Annotated in this window: 14 protein-coding genes; 1 reads left to right on the top strand and 13 read right to left on the bottom strand. The window is 46.9% G+C overall.

From position 1 onward, the window contains the following. Positions 1-48: 48 nt before the first annotated feature. The 6 genes from tig to EJL91_RS16660 form a co-directional block, all read right to left on the bottom strand. Complete coding sequence (gene tig, locus EJL91_RS16685) at positions 49-1,161, bottom strand: trigger factor (protein WP_125143098.1); 1,113 nt, start codon at positions 1,159-1,161, stop codon at positions 49-51. A gap of 171 nt (positions 1,162-1,332) precedes the next feature. Then, on the bottom strand, positions 1,333-2,745 hold the full coding sequence (locus EJL91_RS16680; RefSeq protein ID WP_243125411.1) for an aminopeptidase: 1,413 nt from the start codon (positions 2,743-2,745) through the stop codon (positions 1,333-1,335). A gap of 56 nt (positions 2,746-2,801) precedes the next feature. After that, positions 2,802-3,266 (bottom strand): D-aminoacyl-tRNA deacylase, encoded by a 465-nt coding sequence (gene dtd, locus EJL91_RS16675; protein ID WP_125143097.1) that lies wholly within the window; start codon positions 3,264-3,266, stop codon positions 2,802-2,804. A gap of 15 nt (positions 3,267-3,281) precedes the next feature. After that, complete coding sequence (locus EJL91_RS16670; RefSeq protein WP_125143096.1) at positions 3,282-5,099, bottom strand: glycerophosphodiester phosphodiesterase; 1,818 nt, start codon at positions 5,097-5,099, stop codon at positions 3,282-3,284. Positions 5,100-5,154: 55 nt separating this feature from the next. Beyond that, the gene (locus tag EJL91_RS16665; protein ID WP_125143095.1) at positions 5,155-5,859 is read right to left on the bottom strand and encodes a GTP pyrophosphokinase; all 705 of its coding nucleotides are present in this window, start codon (positions 5,857-5,859) and stop codon (positions 5,155-5,157) included. A 26-nt stretch (positions 5,860-5,885) separates the two neighbouring features. Then, the gene (locus EJL91_RS16660; protein ID WP_125143094.1) at positions 5,886-6,890 is read right to left on the bottom strand and encodes a S1 RNA-binding domain-containing protein; all 1,005 of its coding nucleotides are present in this window, start codon (positions 6,888-6,890) and stop codon (positions 5,886-5,888) included. A 331-nt stretch (positions 6,891-7,221) separates the two neighbouring features. Between EJL91_RS16660 and EJL91_RS16655 the strand changes: the two genes are divergently transcribed. Next, positions 7,222-7,956: a phosphatase gene (locus EJL91_RS16655; RefSeq protein ID WP_125143093.1), complete on the top strand. Its 735-nt coding sequence runs from the start codon at positions 7,222-7,224 to the stop codon at positions 7,954-7,956. Here the strand turns inward: EJL91_RS16655 and EJL91_RS16650 are convergent. The 7 genes from EJL91_RS16650 to EJL91_RS16620 form a co-directional block, all read right to left on the bottom strand. Continuing rightward, complete coding sequence (locus EJL91_RS16650) at positions 7,946-8,458, bottom strand: hypothetical protein (protein WP_125143092.1); 513 nt, start codon at positions 8,456-8,458, stop codon at positions 7,946-7,948. The genes EJL91_RS16655 and EJL91_RS16650 overlap by 11 nt on opposite strands. A gap of 206 nt (positions 8,459-8,664) precedes the next feature. Further along, positions 8,665-10,614: a TRAP transporter permease gene (locus tag EJL91_RS16645; protein WP_125143091.1), complete on the bottom strand. Its 1,950-nt coding sequence runs from the start codon at positions 10,612-10,614 to the stop codon at positions 8,665-8,667. 122 nt (positions 10,615-10,736) lie between these two features. Continuing rightward, the gene (locus tag EJL91_RS16640; protein ID WP_125143090.1) at positions 10,737-11,816 is read right to left on the bottom strand and encodes a TAXI family TRAP transporter solute-binding subunit; all 1,080 of its coding nucleotides are present in this window, start codon (positions 11,814-11,816) and stop codon (positions 10,737-10,739) included. 346 nt (positions 11,817-12,162) lie between these two features. Further along, positions 12,163-13,107, bottom strand: a complete 945-nt coding sequence (locus EJL91_RS16635; protein WP_125143089.1) for a D-2-hydroxyacid dehydrogenase — start codon at positions 13,105-13,107, stop codon at positions 12,163-12,165. 228 nt (positions 13,108-13,335) lie between these two features. Next, the gene (gene gdhA, locus EJL91_RS16630) at positions 13,336-14,688 is read right to left on the bottom strand and encodes an NADP-specific glutamate dehydrogenase (RefSeq protein WP_125143088.1); all 1,353 of its coding nucleotides are present in this window, start codon (positions 14,686-14,688) and stop codon (positions 13,336-13,338) included. Positions 14,689-15,042: 354 nt separating this feature from the next. Further along, a complete protein-coding gene (gltS, locus tag EJL91_RS16625) occupies positions 15,043-16,230 on the bottom strand; it encodes a sodium/glutamate symporter (protein ID WP_125143087.1) in 1,188 nt (395 codons plus the stop codon). A gap of 150 nt (positions 16,231-16,380) precedes the next feature. Next, a complete protein-coding gene (locus EJL91_RS16620; RefSeq protein WP_125143086.1) occupies positions 16,381-17,226 on the bottom strand; it encodes a DNA-binding domain-containing protein in 846 nt (281 codons plus the stop codon). Positions 17,227-17,228: the final 2 nt, after the last annotated feature.

The following is a 17,228-nucleotide window of genomic DNA, read 5'->3' as shown; positions in this document are numbered from 1 at the left end:
GTATTATAACAGTTCAGACATCATGAACTGTTACTTTGTATTATACTTTTATGACGCCGGAACCTCTTCTGCGTCTGCGACTGTGATAACCGCATTCTCCACCAGGAAATCAAGTGTCTTCTGCATCAGAGCCGTATCATCCACGATCTCCTTATCAGCGGTCTCCAGAAAACTTTCCAGATCGTCGTATCCGTACTGTTTTGCAAGAGCTTCCCTGTCTTCGTCTGAGATTGTAATATTCTCTTTGGATGCAATCTCCTTTAAAAGCATCTCCTGCTTTGTCATATCCTTTGCAATCGCCTTAAGCTCACTCTTTAATCCGTCTTCGTCCATTCCCATCAGCCCTGCATATGTAGCAAAATCCATCCCGTACATAGCCGCCTGATTTGTATAGTACTGAACCTGGTTGTCAAAGTTTGTATTCACTTCATCCGTTGCGCAGATAATCTCAGAATTGTCGATAGCTGCGTTAAGGATATCGGTATTTCTCTGATTGTCAATCTGAGCCTGCTTATTCTCCAGGATAAATTCCTTCATATTCTTTTTCAGATTCTCAACGGTTCCGTCCTCCGGTGACACTTCGGTCACAAACTCGTCCGTAAGCTCCGGTACCGTCTTCTCCTGCACGTTATTGACAGTCACCTCGAATACCACATCCTTGCCTGCCAGATCCGTACTTCTGTAATCTGCCGGGAAAGTCAGGTTCAGGGATACATTATCTCCCTTTTTCGCTCCCACAAGGCCGGACTCAAAACCGTCGATAAAACTGTTGGAACCGAGAATTAAATCGAATCCTTCTGCGCTTCCGCCGTCAAAGGCCACTCCGTCCTTCGTTCCCTTGTAATCGATATTGACCTGATCGCCAAGCTTTGCTTCACGATCCACTTCCACATACTTGGCGCTGGAATTCAGCAGCTGCTGAATCTGTGCGTCCACTTCTTCATCCGTCACCGCCGGCTCTGTCACCGTAACGGGAATTCCTTTATAGTCTCCAAGGGTAATACTTCCCTCTGCCACATACTCTTCCGTCTCCGTCTCAGCGGCAGTGCTCTCCGCCTCTGAAGCCGTAGTGCCTGTCGCACTCTTCTGTCCTGAACAGCCTGTTGCAAAGAGCATCAGGGCCGCTGCGCCGCAAAGTCCTACTGTTAAAAATTTTCTCATTAAAAAACCTCATCTTTTCTTATTTTATTCAACTGCAATACCGACGGCAGATCCGAGCTGCAGATCCGTTGCCGTTCACTCCGTGTCCGGCAGCATAACTCCGTCTAACGCATTCTGGAGCCGATGCGTATAACAGACATAATACCACAAACGGCCCCAGAAAAAAAGATCCTATTTATAAAATGCGCAGAACGCCTTATATGTATTGTAGATATCCAGCTTGGAAGCCAGCTCGAACGGAGAATGCATGGAAAGAATCGGAACGCCCAGATCAACTACGTCCACATCCATGCCCGCCACGTACAGGGCAACGGTTCCGCCGCCTCCCACATCCACGGCCCCCAGCTCACCAATCTGCCAGTATACTCCCTCTCTGTCCATGATTTCCACAATCTTCGCCATTGTCTCTGCGCTGGCGTCGTTGCTGCCGCCCTTGCCCCTTGAACCGGTATACTTGGTCAGGACACAGCCCTTGTTGATAAAGCAGGCGTTTCTTTCCTCATAAACCTGTGAAAATGTCGGGTCGTAAGCCGCATTGACATCGGATGACAGGCAGATGGAATTTCTTAAAATCTCCCTGCAGTCAATGCCGGAAATTTCTGCCAGATCTTCAATATAATGGAGTACAAAATCGGAATCCAGGCCCGTATTGCCTACGGAACCTATCTCTTCCTTATCGGCCAGCACTGTAACCGTCGTGTACTCCGGATTCTCTGTAGCGAGTTCCGCCGTAAGGGCAGTGAAAGCGCACACGCGGTCATCCTGTCCGTATGCTCCCACCAGGCTCCTGTCGAGTCCCACATCCACTGCCTTAAAGGCAGGAACAATCTCGATCTCCGCACGGATGAAATCCTTCTCGGTCATACCGTACTTCTCATTCAGGATAGAAAGGGCCAGAAGTTTCACAGGCTCCTTAATCTCCTCATCCTCTGCAAACGGAAGGGAGCCAATTATCACATTCAATTCTTCCCCCTTAATTCCGTCCTTTAATTTTCTCTCATTCTGATCGGCCGCCAGATGGGGAAGCAGATCGGTCACGCAAAAAACGGGATCGCCCGCATTCTCGCCAATGCTGATGTTTACAATCTCCCCGTCCTTTCTGACTACCACGCCGTGCATGGCAAGGGGGATTGCCGCCCACTGGTATTTGCGGATTCCTCCGTAATAATGTGTTTTAAAATAGGCCAGCTCCGTCTTCTCATACATTGGGTTCGGTTTTAAATCAAGACGTGGGGAATCGATATGCGCCACGTTCAGGCGAACGCCCTCCTCCAGCTTTTTCTGTCCGAAGGTAGTCATAATCAGGGATTTCTTTCTGTTGACATAATATACCTTTTCTCCTGCCTGATATGCTTTGCCTTTTTCAAAAAGAGTATAGCCCGCTTCGCTCAGCCGTTTCACCGCCTCCGTCACAAACTCACGCTCTGTTTTTGCACAGTTTAAAAATTCCTTATATCCTTCACAGTAAGCAAACGCCTCTTCCTTCTGGGACGGCGCCTCCTGCGCGATATTCGGGAACTTCCATGTCAGTTCTTTCTGAAGTTCTTTTGCTCTTTCGCCCGCTGTCTTTTCTGTCTGTTCCATTTCCTTTCTTTCCTCCTTCTTCTGTATCGGTTTTATCATGACTTCTTCCATACATGTCATCCTTTTTTCTTCTTTACCATCATATCACTGTCGAGGACAATCGTAAATGGTCCGTCGTTTAAAAGTTCTACCTGCATATAAGCTCCGAACTCGCCGTGCTCCACCTTATCCACGTACTTCCGGCACCGCTCCACCACATGTTCGTAGAGGCGGTTGGCCAGCTCCGGCGCTCCCGCCTTGAAAAAGCTGGGACGGTTCCCTTCGCTGCAGTCCGCATACAGAGTAAACTGGCTTACAACCAGGATCTGTCCGCCCACATCGGACAAAGACAGATTCGTCTTCCCATTTTCATCCTTAAAAATACGCAATTTACATAATTTATCAACCATCTTGTCGGCAATCTCTTCCGTGTCCGTATCGGAAACTCCCAAAAGCACCAGAAAACCGTCCTCTATGGCTCCCAGCACCTTTCCTTCCACCGATACGCTTGCCTTTGACACTCTCTGAAGCACAATTCTCATCTTCAGTTCCTCCTGTTATTTTAACATCTCCCTGATTCTCGCAAGGAGATTTTCCGTCGCCTTCTCTCCGTACAGGACTTCCCGGGCCATCAGGGGGTTATCCGTAATCACGTTATCCGCCCCCAGAATCTTCATCCGCTCCATCTCGCTCCTTCTGTTTACCGTCCATACATGGACTTCTTTACCGCTTTCATGGGCATCGTTAATCAGCTTCTGGTTGACAGAGCTTGACAGCATACTGATAAAGTCTATCGCCTCATCCCTGTAGTAATTCCCATAGGCCGCCGATACAATATATCCCGTGTAAATATCCGGCGCCGCCTCCTTCACTCTTTTTAAATAGCCGTAGCTGGTGGACGTCACAACGCACTGCTCCGTCCATCCGGACTGCTCAATGAGCTCCGCAACCATCTCAGGAAGGCCGGAGGAGGCTCCCATATACTTGATTTCGATATTCAGCTTTAAATGGCCTCTCGCGAATTCCAGGACCTCCTCCAAAGTGGGGATTGTCGTTCCCGCATACTGAATAGAAAATCCTGTTCCCACGTCAATATCCTTTAACTCCTCCCAGGTCATTGACTTAACCGTCCTGTCAATTCCCGCCATGCGTTTCAGGGTGCTGTCATGAAACAGGACCATCACTCCGTCCTTTGTCTCCTGGACGTCAATCTCCGCATAGTCCGCCAGCTCGTCAACCGCTGCCTGCAGGGCCGGTATCGTATTTTCCGGCGCCGTCCGGGAACTGCCTCTGTGCGCCGTAATCTGGACCTCATAGAGCAGATCTTCATCCAGGAAGCTGCCGTTTCTCGACACGTCAAACGCCGTCGCCATACTGACCGCAGTCACAACGGCCAAAAGTCCCAGTACGTTCCTCCGGTTCAGCCACCGCTCCCTTCCGTGCCTGTCGATATCAAAGTCCCACCGCTTCTTCTTTTTGTCCTTTCTGTCATACTGGAAATACAGTACGGTCAGGGCGCCGTAGTTTACGATCACCGACACGATACTGGCAATAAAGATGATTGCCAGCTCGATTTTATCCCTCGCCGCCAGCAGCAGCGCCAGTTCGACTCTCCGGTCCATGAAGCGGACCGCGAACACCGCCACAATGACAACTGAAAACAGGTACATAAGGATACCCGTCGCGACAACCGCCAAATTGCAGGCCGTCAGAATAAACGAGGTCCTTACATACCTTCCCCTCAGAAGCTCTTTGCTCCGCTCCATGCTGTCCCTGAATGTCCTTTGCTCAACCAAACAGCCAAAGCAGATAAACGCGGTCGGAATCGATAAAAGGATACAGGCCGCCAGGAAAAACACGATCAGGAGCCTGCCCCAGTTCTCTCCCATCAGGCCGGGCAGGATAAATTTAAGCGGCTTTAAATGGCACAGCAGCCTGTAAATGAAAAATATATTAGTCAGGATATAATGGACGGCCACAATCAGAAAAAGTTTCCAATTCTTCCGCCTTATCTCATGGGCCGTCTTCGCAAGCCCGCCCAGAAAGACAGAGTACACGTTCATTTTCCTTGAATATGCCGCCGCCTGGAATGCCGTTGTCAGACTTCCGATTTCTATCATGAGTCCCGTCATAATTACCGCCGCGATCAGAAGAACGACGGGTACTGTGACCGGTTTCAGCAGGAATGCCTGCAAATTGCTCACCGTCACATAACTGTAACCCGCCGCCTTCAGGGAAAGGCGCACCAGCGCCCCGGTAATCTGCAACAGAAGAGGAAGAGTCAAAAGACGGAACGCCAGCTCAAACAGAAAAATATTTCCGTTGTTGATGCTCAAAATCTGCTTCGTGTCCTCAAATTCCCGTCTTATTTTCATCTTCCCCGTGCTTCTTTCTGTATTCTGTCACGTTCTTTTCTGAACGCTCTTATCCTTACTTCTCTTTCTCTGCGGCGGCCGCAGCCAGAAGCTCCGCCTGCGCCTCCGCGGCTGTCTCTGCTTCCATCTCATTCTGGTTGATCTTCATAATCTCCTCATTCAGAGAGAACATCTTGGCATCCAGCATATCGACCATATCAGCGCAGGCTTTTAACTCCTCCTCCAGATAATCCGGGGCGTGCCCTTCGAATTTGTAGTAAATCTTGTGTTCCAGGCTCGCCCAGAAATCCATGGCAACCGTCCGGATTTGGATCTCCACCTTTGTCTCCACCGGTCCCTCACTCAAATAAATCGGGATCGTGACTACCAGGTGATAGCTCTTATACCCGTTGGGCTTGGGGGTCTTAATATAGTCCTTGATATAGAGAACCGTAATATCCGACTGTCTGGCCAGCATATCGGCGATCAGGTAGATATCTGAAGTAAAGGAACAGATAATCCGGATGCCGGCAATATCGCTGAGATAATCAATCATATTCGGGATCGTCACATCCCGGCCATCGTGCTTTAACTTCTTTACGATACTCTCCGGCGTCTTCAGCCTGGATTTCACGTGCTCAATGGGATTGTAGTTATAAATATGGATAAATTCATTATTTAAGATTTCGATCTTTGTATTAATCGCTTTTAAAGCCGAATTATACAAAAACATGACCGTTTTCCACTGGTCAAGCTGATCATATGATTTGGGAATGTTCAATTTTTCCCCTCTCCTTTAAGTCACTGTTAGAATTTGAGGTTCTTAAACAGCTCTCCCAGTCCCGTGGTAGCCTCACCCGACTCATGGTAGTTGAATACCTCTTCATCCGGCGCCTCACCCAGCTCCACTGCCTTCATACTGAGGCTGATTTTATTGTCGGCTGTTGATATAATTTTTACCGTTACGGTCTGGCCCTCTTTCAGCACTGCGCCGGGATGTGAAATCCTCTTGCTGCTGATCTGGGAAATATGAACGAGGCCGGACAGTCCGTTCTCAAGGCTGATAAATGCTCCGTATGGTTTGATGCTGTCAACGGTGCCTTCCATGATTGCTCCGACTTCGCATTTTGCGATTTTTTTCTTCTTCTCTTCCTGGAGCTTTTCTCTCGCAGCCTCTCTTCCCGACAGAACCAGCTTGTTATGCTCTTCGTCGGCAGTGATAACAGTGACGTCCACCATTCTGCCGTTCCATTCTTCCAGGTTCTCCACATAAGCTGCATCCAGACGGGAAGCCGGGATAAATCCTCTCATTCCTTCAATCTGTGCTACGGCTCCGCCGTTAACAATCTCCGTGATTCTGACCGGTACGATAGTGCGCTCTTCCAGCATGGTTCTCAGTCTGTCCCATGCCATCTTGTCATTTGCTTCTTTTCTGGAGAGTACAATGTTGCCTTCGCCGTCGTCCGTCTTGATGACTGTGGCTGTGATTTCTTCACCTACGTGGATTTCTTCTTTCATGTTAAAATCGGGATCATTGCTCATATTCTCTTTCTCAATGATTCCCTCGGCATAATATTTCAGATCAAGAAGCACCTCAGTATCGGTTACTCCGATTACGGTTCCGGTTAATATATCGCCCTCCCGTACCTTTTGAAAAGAAGCTTCCAGTTCCGCCGCATAGTCATCCATTGTTTCCCGGCTCTGCTCTTCTTCGATCGCTTCCGCCACATTCTCGCGGTCCTTCAATATTTCTTCGGCGCCTTTCTGTGCTTTCTCTTCCATCTCTGCCCCATATATCATTTCATCTGTCATAGTTTTTCCTCCTTTTGTGTGCTGGTCTACTCTCCTTAGTCTATTTAACCATATCCCACCTCATATTTCTATAGTTTTCTGACGAAAAGTATGATATATTTTTATTAGTTGTTACTGCCCACTCCGTGCACAGTAATGCGCTCCGCGATGCACAGAAACGGCAAATGCTCCTTTTCGCGCCGTCTAACCCGGGATTTTTACGCAAAATGCGCGTGAAACACCTCGCGGAACGTTTCAGTAACTTAGCGATTTCATATTTGGAATTCATGAAAGCCCATGGGTTTCAAGGCGATAATCAGAAATTGATATATTTAGAAATGAGGCTTTTTAAATGAAAGACATTCTTGACCTGCACACTCACACAATTGCAAGCGGCCATGCATACAACACTCTGTACGAGATGGCCAAAGCTGCCGCCGATAACGGAATGGAACTTTTCGGCTCCTCCGATCACGGACCGGCTCTTCCCGGAAGCTGCCATGAGATGTATTTCTGTAATTTCAAATCGATTCCCGGTGAGCTTTACGGAATAAAACTGATTATGGGCTGCGAGCTGAATATCCTGGACTATATAGGCACCCTGGATTTGAAGGAATGGCTTTTAAAACGCATCGATTACGGCATTGCCAGCATTCACGATCTCTGTTACAAAATCGGTACCAGGGAAGAGAACACGGCCGCCACAATAGGCGCCATGAAGAACCCCTACGTCCAGATTATCGGTCATCCCGATAATGCCAATATTCCCCTCGATTACACGGAACTTGTGAAAGGAGCGAAGGAGCACCACGTTCTTCTGGAAGTTAATAACAGCTCCCTGAAACCGGGTTCCCCCCGGCCGGGAGCGAGAGAGAATTACCATATCATGCTGGAGCTCTGCCGCAGGCACAATGTGTCCGTTATCGTGAACAGTGATTCCCACTGTGCCTCGGATGCCGGACGCCACGATTATGCGGCAGAACTTCTGAAAGAGATGGATTTCCCCGAGGAGCTTGTTGTCAACACATCCTTAAAGAAACTTGCAGAGTATCTTCCCTGCATAGGTTCACTTCAGATTAATAATTGATTCCAGTAATTCCTACGCGGTTATCAGCGCCAAGCCCAATCGTAATATTGGGCTTTCCTGATGGATCGCCCACCACAAGTCCGGCTTTCACTACATTCAGGGAGTTTACATCAGCCCCTTTTACCGCTTCAATCAACTCGTCGGTAAAAACTTCATCCGGATTCAGATCCATAAATTCTTCCTCACTGTCTACCGTCACTCCGTCTCCCACGCCCACATAGCAGGGATAAACGACCGCTTCCTTTAACTTCTCCAAATCCCGTTCCCCGATGATATTCTGAATGCCTTTAGCCATAGCTTTATACTCTGTCTCCAGCATCTTTTTTTCTTCTTCTGCCGACAGAGTTGTATCTTCCACGTGTTTCGTTTCCTCTGCTGTTGTCTCTGCAGTCTGCGCTTCTGTTGTTTGAACTGTTTCTGTTGTACCGTTTCCGATCCCGCCGCATCCGCCAAGCCCCATCACTGAAGCCAGCACAACTGCTGCAATCAATTTTTTCTTCATAATCTGCCTCCTGCATGCCCAGTTTTTTTCTGAGCCATTTTGCGATAATAACACGGTTTGAAACACCTGTCAATTCTTTTGCCGAATTCTAAAACCCGGCAGACAGAAAAGTACCTGCCGGACAGGATACGTTCCCGTCGGGCAGGTACTTTTTTGCTATGTATAGCAGTAAAACATTTGTATCATTCAGTGGTCTAACATACCTGTTATGCAGATACGGCTTTTTTAGAACTCATATACTGCCAGAATGTTGTTCCAATAACCAGAATCAGGCCTACCATATCGGTCATGGCGCCCGGATCCATCATGCAGAGGCCTCCGGCGATTAAAAGAATCCTGAATACCGGATTCAGTTTGCCGAAAAGGAATCCGTTCAGCGCTGATGCGATACCGAAAATACCAAGCAGAGAGGTAACGCAAATCTGGATAACCTGAACCACGTTTGTATCAATAAATACCATCGCCGGGTTAAAGGCCAGGATATAAGGCACGATGAAGGCCGCAATCGCAAGACGCGTAGCGTTGATGGCCGTCTTCATCGGTGGGGCCTTAGCTATGGCCGAACCGGCATACGCCGCCAGGGCAACCGGTGGCGTAATATCTGCCACGATACCAAAGTAGAATACGAAGAAATGTGCGGATACCAAATTGATGCCGATTTCCGGAGCAATCAGGATCGGTGCACATGTTGCAGCCATAATACAATAGTTAGCCGTTGTCGGAACTCCCATACCGAGTACGATACAGCAAATCATAGTCAGGAACAGGGCAATAATCGGTTTTCCCTGGGATACTGCTACGATGGCAGTGATCAGTTTGGACGCCAGACCGGTTGAAGTAATGCAGCCTGCCACGAGACCTGCCATTGCACAGGCAACAGCTACTGTGATTGTACCCTTGCCTCCGGCTTCCAGGGCATCGACAATCTTTGTAAGGTTAATCCTGTTGTCTTTATTAATCAGACCTACGCCGATTGCGATAAAAATAGCAACAGACGCGGAGAACTGCATGGTATAGGTATTTGTGGATACTAATGCAACCAATACGATCAGTGGAGCCAGCAGATAGATTTTCTTGATTAATAATCTCATCTTTGGCAGTTCTTCCTTCGGAATCCCCTTAAGGCCAAGCTTCTGGGCTTCCAGATGTACTGCGATATAAATTCCGGCAAAATACAGGACTGCCGGTAAGATTGCCTTTAAAGCTACCGTCGCATAAGGCACTCCCATGTACTCTGCCATCAGGAAAGCGGCAGCGCCCATGATAGGAGGCATAATCTGTCCTCCGGTGGAAGAGGCTGCCTCTACGGCGCCTGCAAACTCCGGTTTATAACCGCATCTCTTCATCATGGGGATCGTAACCGAACCTGTTGTTACCGTATTGCCGACCGAAGAACCGGACACCATGCCGCAAAGAGCCGAGGAGATAACCGCCACTTTGGCAGGTCCGCCGGCCGAAGAACCGCACAGGCTGTTCGCCAGGTCAATGAAGAAACCGGATATTCCGGTCCGTTCCAGGAACGCCCCGAAGATAATAAACACCACTATATATTTAGCGCAGACATTGATCGGAGTATTCATAACGCCGGTCGTCGTATAAAAAAGATCATAGATTACTTTTCCGAAGCGGACGGTGGCAAACGTATATACCAGCAATGCGCCGACAACACACAGAATCGGAATTCCCACGCAGCGGCGGCAGAGTTCCATCAGAGCCAGTACGGCTATGATAGCGATCGCAACCATCACAGGATCTCTTGTAACACGGGTCGCCAGCTTGATAATCTGCTGTGCATGGAAAGCAAAATAGAAAAACGGCGCTGAACCTGCCACCATGAGAACAACATCGTACCATGGCATATAGTTGACCCGGGTAACTCCCTTTTTAATCGGATAGTTCAGATAGCCAAGAATCAGAATCATCCCGAGGAAGGTGGTCAGACGAACCTCCGGAAGCGCTGTACTGAACAGTGTCACGTAGATACAGTAGATAGAGAAAAGCACTGACAGCCAGCGTATGACGATTAATGGCTTTCCTTCCCATATACGTACATTCGATTCCCTGTCATACTTTTTCATGACTGCTTCCACATCAGCCGCCGTTCCTACATCAATATCCTGTACCGGAACAGGCTCTTTCTTGTTCTCATCTTTCATGTTCTCGTTCTCCCCTTTCTCTTTCATGCCCAGTTGTCACAATATAATGAGTTATTCCGTTTATAAAAGCTGCGGCAGGCTCACGCCTACCGCAGCTGCCATTCACTCAGAAAAGATCATTATCACTTTGTGGAAACTTCAATTCCTTTTTCGGAGAAATATTTTGCTGCGCCCGGATGATAAGGAACAGCAGTAACGGAAGATGCAAAGTCAAGGCTCAGTTCAGCACCCTTTGCATGAGCTGCCGTGATTCCTTCCAGATTTTCAAAAATACCATAAAGGAAGTTATAAACATCTGCCTCGGATACATCGTCGCGTGCGATAACAACTGCGCCTACTGCCACTGTTGTGACGTCGCCGTCTGTGCCGTATGCGGAAGCCGGGATTACGTTCTCACTGTAGTATGGAGAAGATTCAAGAAGAGCGCTCATATGCTCATCATCCAGACTAACCAGGTAAACATCTTTTGTTGCTGCCAGAGATGTAATCGCAGTTGTTGGAGCTCCTGCAACTACGAAAGCCGCATCAATTTTACCATCCTGAAGAGCCTCTGCACTGTCGCCGAATGACTGGTATGTTGGCTTAATATCTTTCTCAACATCCATTCCATAAGCTCCGAGTACATCTACTGCATTGTAGTATACGCCGGAACCTGCCGCGCCGACAGAAACATTCTTGCCTGCCAGATCCGCTACGGATTTAATGTTAGGATCCAGAGTAACAATCTGAACCTGCTCCATATAAAGAGCTGCAACTGTGGAGAAATTCTCTACCTTTCCATATTCTTCAAAAAGGTTGGTGCCATTGTATGCATATGCCATAACGTCGGACTGTACGAATCCCAGCTGTGCGTCACCGGCATCCATAGCCTCGATATTAGCCTGAGAACCACCGGATGTAATTGCGGTAACTTTTGTGCTGGTGCTCTCGCCTATCTTACCGGCCAGAACGCCGCCAAAGCCATAATATGTACCCTGATCTCCGCCTGTTGTGAAGTTAAGGCTGGTGCCCCCTTCCATACCGCCTTTAACAGTGCCGGCCGCTGCTGCTTCAGCGCCCTCTGTCTCAGCCTCTTTGGCTGCCTCGGTTGTTGCTTCAGGAGCTGCTGCCTGTGTACTTTCTTTACCGCCTGAACTGCAGCCTGTTAAAACAGTTCCCATAACCATAGCCGCAGCGAGTACAAGTGCTAATTTTTTTCTCATAGATAATTCCTCCCTTATGTGAAATTATTAAATATCCTTTCTTCTTGACTATTTTGCAACAATCTGAAAGGACATCTGCTGTTTTCATTATACAGGTATTTTCACCCAATTACAATACAAAATATTATTATTTTCTATTTTTCCTTTACATTTTATAACAAATCAATAAATAAACTATAAAAAGCACCTCTTTTTTTTATAAATATTGAATAACTTGCATATTTATAAAATGGCAAATTCCAAGCATTGAAAAAGAAAATGATAAAAAAATGACAGGGATAATCAGACTGCCGATTATCACCTGTCATTTATGTCAGAATTAAATTTTTTATATTATAATTATGTATTACAGACCTAACGCTTCCTTAACCTTAGAGATAATAAGAATACCGATATCTTTGGAGGCGTCTACGGACTGAGCGCCAATGTGTGGGGATACGATGAAGTTATCGCACTCGAACAGTGGGCTAGCGAAGGAATCGTTGCCTGTCAGGCCGCTGCCTGCCAACTCGTTCTCCATAACATCGGTAGCATAACCGCCGATTTTGCCTGCTTTAAGAGCTTCATACATATCTTTCTCATTAACAATACCGCCACGGCTCATGTTAAGAACAACTGCATCGTTCTTCATCTCAGCGATGGATTTTGCATTGAACAGATCCTTTGTCTCTGGTGTCAGCGGTACATGGATGGATACGAAGTCAGCAACTTTCAGCATTTCCTCGATTGTCATGCCTGTAGCATGCTCTTTCTCGAAATCTTCCGGTTTAAGGAATGGATCGTAAGCTACAACTGTCATGCCGAATGCACGTCCCAGTTCGCCTACACGGCGTCCGATACGGCCAAAGCCCATAACGCCCAGTGTCTTTCCGCGAAGCTCGCGTCCTACGAATTTGTATTTATCCCACTCATGTTTTACCTTAACATCATAGTTAGCGGTGAAAGTTCCGCGGGAAATGTCAAGCATCTTGGAGATTGTCAGCTCTGCAACCGCATTGGCATTCATACCTGGTGCGTTGAAGATCTGAATTCCTTTTTCTTTTGCATATTCTGTATCGATGTGGTTTAAACCAACAGAGCAAACTCCCATAATCTTTAAGTTCTTTGCTGCATCCAGAACCTCTTTGTCGATCTTCGGGTCAACACGCATAATCAGCACATCTACATCACCAATCTCAGCGATAAGCTGCTCTTTGGTGCATGGAAGGTTAGCTGCTGTCTTTACGTTCATGTACTTGCCAAGTTCTTCTGCGATACCTGAGTATACTCTGTCAATGATAAGACAATTCATATTAATTACTCCTTTCGAAATTTAAGTCTATATTATTATACCAGCAATTTCTTTAATGAGCAATGAAAAGCATGTCGGGCGGACCTTTCAAGCCGTTCCATTGTTTTAACAAAGGGCTGCTGCCTTAAGCCTTATGCCTATCCGGCATTTTCTGCTTAATGCAGCAGCCCATTCATTCAGACAACCGCTATATGCAATTGTTATGTACTAATCTTTTAAATCTTCAGATTACCAAGCGATACCCTGAGCCATCATAGCATCAGCGATCTTCTGGAAACCAACGATGTTAGCACCGGCAACCAGGTTGTAGCCTAAGCCGTAACGCTCTGCTGCTTCTGCGGAACCATCATGGATATCTGTCATAATCTGATGAAGCTTGGAGTCAACTTCCTCTGCTGTCCAGGAAAGTCTCTCGCTGTTCTGGCTCATCTCAAGACCGGAAACAAGAACGCCGCCTGCGTTTACAGCCTTGGAAGGAGCTACTACCATGTTCTTCTGCTCCATTAAGAACTTAAGAGCTTCGTTTGTGGTAGGCATGTTAGCTACTTCGATGTAGTATTTAATGTTGTTAGCAACGATCTTCTTAGCCTGCTCTAAATCAACGTCGTTCTGTGTAGCACATGGCATAACGATGTCAACCTTCTGGCCCCATGGTTTCTCACCTGGGAAGAACTGGCAGCCGAACTTGTCTGCGTAATCCTGAACTCTGTTACGTCCAGATGCTCTCATCTCAAGCATGAAGTCGATCTTCTCTTTTGTTACAACACCGTCTGGATCGTAGATGTATCCGTCTGGTCCGGAAAGTGTAACAGCCTTAGCGCCTAATTCAGCAAGCTTTGTAGCAGCGCCCCAAGCAACGTTACCGAAGCCTGCAAGTGCAACTGTCTTACCTTCAAGAGTATCGTTCTCATGTTTCATAACTGCTTCTACATAGTATACGGAACCGAAACCTGTAGCTTCCGGACGGATTAAGGAACCACCGAAGGATCTTCCTTTACCTGTAAGAACGCCGTTGTAGAAACCACCAACGAGTTTACGGTACTGTCCATACATATAACCGATTTCACGAGCGCCTACACCAAGGTCGCCAGCTGGGATATCAACGTCTGGTCCGATGTGACGGTATAACTCTGTCATAAAGGACTGGCAGAATCTCATAACTTCTCTGTCGCTCTTTCCGTTAGGATCAAAGTCGGAACCACCTTTAGCACCACCCATAGGAAGTGTTGTAAGGCTGTCTTTGAATGCCTGCTCAAAGCCTAAGAATTTCATAATAGAAAGGTTTACAGACGGAGCAAAACGTAAGCCGCCCTTGTACGGTCCAATGGCGCCGTTGAACTGAACGCGGTATCCTGTGTTTACATGAATCTTGTGATTGTCATCCTCCCACGGAACGCGGAACTCGATAACTCTCTCCGGGATTACCATTCTTTCAAGGAGAGCAACCTCTTCATACTCCGGATGTGCATCTACTACCGGGCCAAGGGAAGATAAAACCTCTTCGACGGTCTGGCAGAATTCTGGCTCATCTGCGTATTTCTTCTCCACTTCCGCAATTACTCTGTCAACATACTTGCTCATTGTAATATACCTCCTGTTTGATATATGATTTTAAAAGTTTCACTACTCACTGGAACCAGATTATGTAAATCTTAAACAAAAATCCCTCACGATTCCTTTTGTTTTTGTGAAATTTTCTGTTCTGTTTTTATTATAACGCATTTCCCATTTATAAGCAAATTGAATTAGCATTATAATTGTTATTATTTTTTGTTTATATTCTCCAAAAACGGTGTTTTCTGCCATCCGGCCCAGGACTGTCTTCCCCGCAGGAAGAGGTGAAAAGCCTGCACTGCAGACCCTTCACCGTCCTGTAAAAGTCAACTCTTATAAAAGAATATTTTCCCTCAAAATGTTATTAACAATTATCTCCGATTAGTGGAAGAAGTTAATAAACGCTGTCAGGATAGAAGCGTTAAGGAAGTCGATAAATAAACTTCCTACCAGAGGCACTACCATGAATGCTGTAGGAGCCGGGCCATACTGTCCTGTAACTGCCTGCATGTTAGCCATGGCATTCGGTGTTGCGCCCATACCGAAACCACAGAAACCTGTAGTCATAACGGCTGCGTCGTATGTTCTTCCGAGTACATTGAATACTACGAAATAAGCGTAAAGGAACATAAGTATTGTCTGTGCCGCAAGCATTACTACTAACGGAAGAGCCAGCTCTGCCAGCTGCCAAAGTTTCATATCGATCATGGCAAGTCCAAGGAAAATGGACAGACATGAACCGCCGAGCGTTCCGATTTCTTCCATCGGGATTTCCTTCTGCTGCACATCCATAATATTGCGGATTACAGCGCCGACCAGCATAGCTCCTATGTAGAATGGGAACGTCATCAGCTTGCCGAGGAACATGGAAACAACCGTACCTACACCGATTGCAATAATCAGATAGAGGAACGCATCCAGGAAACGTTTGGAATCGATTGCGCCTGTTTCGTCTTTTTCAACAATTTCTTCAACTGTTGTATCCGAAGCTGCGGAAATTAATTTATATTTATGAATTTTGTTGTATGCAATTGGTCCGCCGATAGCACAGCCTGCAACAAGGCCAAAAGTTGCGGAAGCAATCGCCACTACGTTAGCATTGGCAACGCCCAGCTCTTCCAGCATCGGTCCGAAGGAACCTGCTGTTCCGTGTCCGCCTACCATTGGAATGGAACCTGTGGCAAGGCCAAGTCTTGGATCAAGGCCGAATGCGGATGCAAGGCCTGCGCCCAGACAGTTCTGTAACACTACCATTACTACTGCGAGCAGAAGGAATACGATTGTCTGAATTCCTCCCTTTTTCAGCATTCTGAAAGATGCCGTATAACCTACGCTACAGAAGAAGGCAACCATGAACACATTCTTCAATGTCATATCTGCGGAAATTTCAACGATCCCCGCGCTTCTAACTGCAAGATGCAGAATAGCATAGATGAAACCACCAACTACAGGTGCCGGAATACAGTATCTGCGGAGAACCGCAATCTTGTCAACAAGAATGCGTCCCAGAAGAAGAACGATTGCCGCAACCGCGGTTGCCTGATACATATCAAGCTCAATAACTTTCATACAACTACCTCCAATAAATTATTTGTTTACGTTGAAGGCAGTATAAATCATATCTCTCAAAAAACTACAAAATAATTCAAGAATATATTTAAAAAGTTATAACACTTTTTTAACTTTGTTTATAACGTGTTTAGAAACACTATAAATACGTTAGATTTCCCGGTCTGCCGCCAGCATCAGGCTGTCTATAAATTTTTTGATGCTCACTTTGCCGCCGTACTTTCTCTTTCCGCGGATATAATCCATCTCCGCCCGGATTTCCTCAAATGGGAAAAGCGTGCTTGAATAGGCCGTAAACGTATCGTTCATAAAGTCCTCAATCCCCAGATGCGCAAGATTGGACATGCCCACCGCAATGGCTCTTCTGATTCTCTGCTCCATATTCTTCGGGGCGTCGCTGAGTATATCACAGAGCTGTCCGATACTCACCTGAGAAATCGGCCTCTTATTGCTGTGCAGGTACTGGCAGATTCTCATAATGTCGTCTCCGCCCTTTTCTCCCGACATTCCCAGCCTGTTGAGAATGTACTGGACCTTTCTGCCGTAGCCGTCATCCGGTTTCTTCTCCTTCGGCATGTCGGCAATCTCTGCCATAAACATCTTCTTGATATTGGACAAGGTCTTCTCGTTTTCGATCTGCTTCTCCACCTTCTGGATAACAGATTTCACTTCGATAATATTGATTGGCTTACTGATAAAAAATTCCATTCCGGCGTCATATGCCTTGCCTACAAGCTCTTTGGCGGATACCTGGGATATCATGATACATCTCGCAGTGCATCCCTTTTCCTTCAGTTCTCTCACAAGCTCTACGCCGTCCTTGCCAGGCATCAGGAAGTCCACGAGAATTACATCGGGCGCAAGGGCCAGGATCTCATCCACGTTGGCGGGTTCTCCCTCCGTCGTTCCACAGATAGTTCCCAGTTCATTATCTTCAATAATATCTTCAAGAATACTGATTACGGTTACGTCATCTTCAACAATATAAATTTCCATTT

This window comes from Clostridium transplantifaecale, assembly GCF_900626075.1.
Taxonomy (GTDB): domain Bacteria; phylum Bacillota; class Clostridia; order Lachnospirales; family Lachnospiraceae; genus Otoolea; species Otoolea transplantifaecalis.
This window is presented reverse-complemented; position numbering and strand designations above follow the sequence as displayed.

Excerpts from the sequence above, each read along its gene's own strand:
- gdhA (WP_125143088.1), bottom strand. The coding sequence starts at position 14,688 with ATGAGCAAGTATGTTGACAGAGTAATTGCGGAAGTGGAGAAGAAATAC.
- EJL91_RS16645 (WP_125143091.1), bottom strand. The coding sequence starts at position 10,614 with ATGAAAGATGAGAACAAGAAAGAGCCTGTTCCGGTACAGGATATTGAT.
- EJL91_RS16680 (WP_243125411.1), bottom strand. The coding sequence starts at position 2,745 with ATGGAACAGACAGAAAAGACAGCGGGCGAAAGAGCAAAAGAACTTCAG.
- EJL91_RS16620 (WP_125143086.1), bottom strand. The coding sequence starts at position 17,226 with ATGGAAATTTATATTGTTGAAGATGACGTAACCGTAATCAGTATTCTT.
- dtd (WP_125143097.1), bottom strand. The coding sequence starts at position 3,266 with ATGAGAATTGTGCTTCAGAGAGTGTCAAAGGCAAGCGTATCGGTGGAA.
- EJL91_RS16650 (WP_125143092.1), bottom strand. The coding sequence starts at position 8,458 with ATGAAGAAAAAATTGATTGCAGCAGTTGTGCTGGCTTCAGTGATGGGG.
- EJL91_RS16660 (WP_125143094.1), bottom strand. The coding sequence starts at position 6,890 with ATGACAGATGAAATGATATATGGGGCAGAGATGGAAGAGAAAGCACAG.
- EJL91_RS16635 (WP_125143089.1), bottom strand. The coding sequence starts at position 13,107 with ATGAATTGTCTTATCATTGACAGAGTATACTCAGGTATCGCAGAAGAA.
- gltS (WP_125143087.1), bottom strand. The coding sequence starts at position 16,230 with ATGAAAGTTATTGAGCTTGATATGTATCAGGCAACCGCGGTTGCGGCA.
- tig (WP_125143098.1), bottom strand. The coding sequence starts at position 1,161 with ATGAGAAAATTTTTAACAGTAGGACTTTGCGGCGCAGCGGCCCTGATG.
- EJL91_RS16655 (WP_125143093.1), top strand. The coding sequence starts at position 7,222 with ATGAAAGACATTCTTGACCTGCACACTCACACAATTGCAAGCGGCCAT.
- EJL91_RS16670 (WP_125143096.1), bottom strand. The coding sequence starts at position 5,099 with ATGAAAATAAGACGGGAATTTGAGGACACGAAGCAGATTTTGAGCATC.
- EJL91_RS16640 (WP_125143090.1), bottom strand. The coding sequence starts at position 11,816 with ATGAGAAAAAAATTAGCACTTGTACTCGCTGCGGCTATGGTTATGGGA.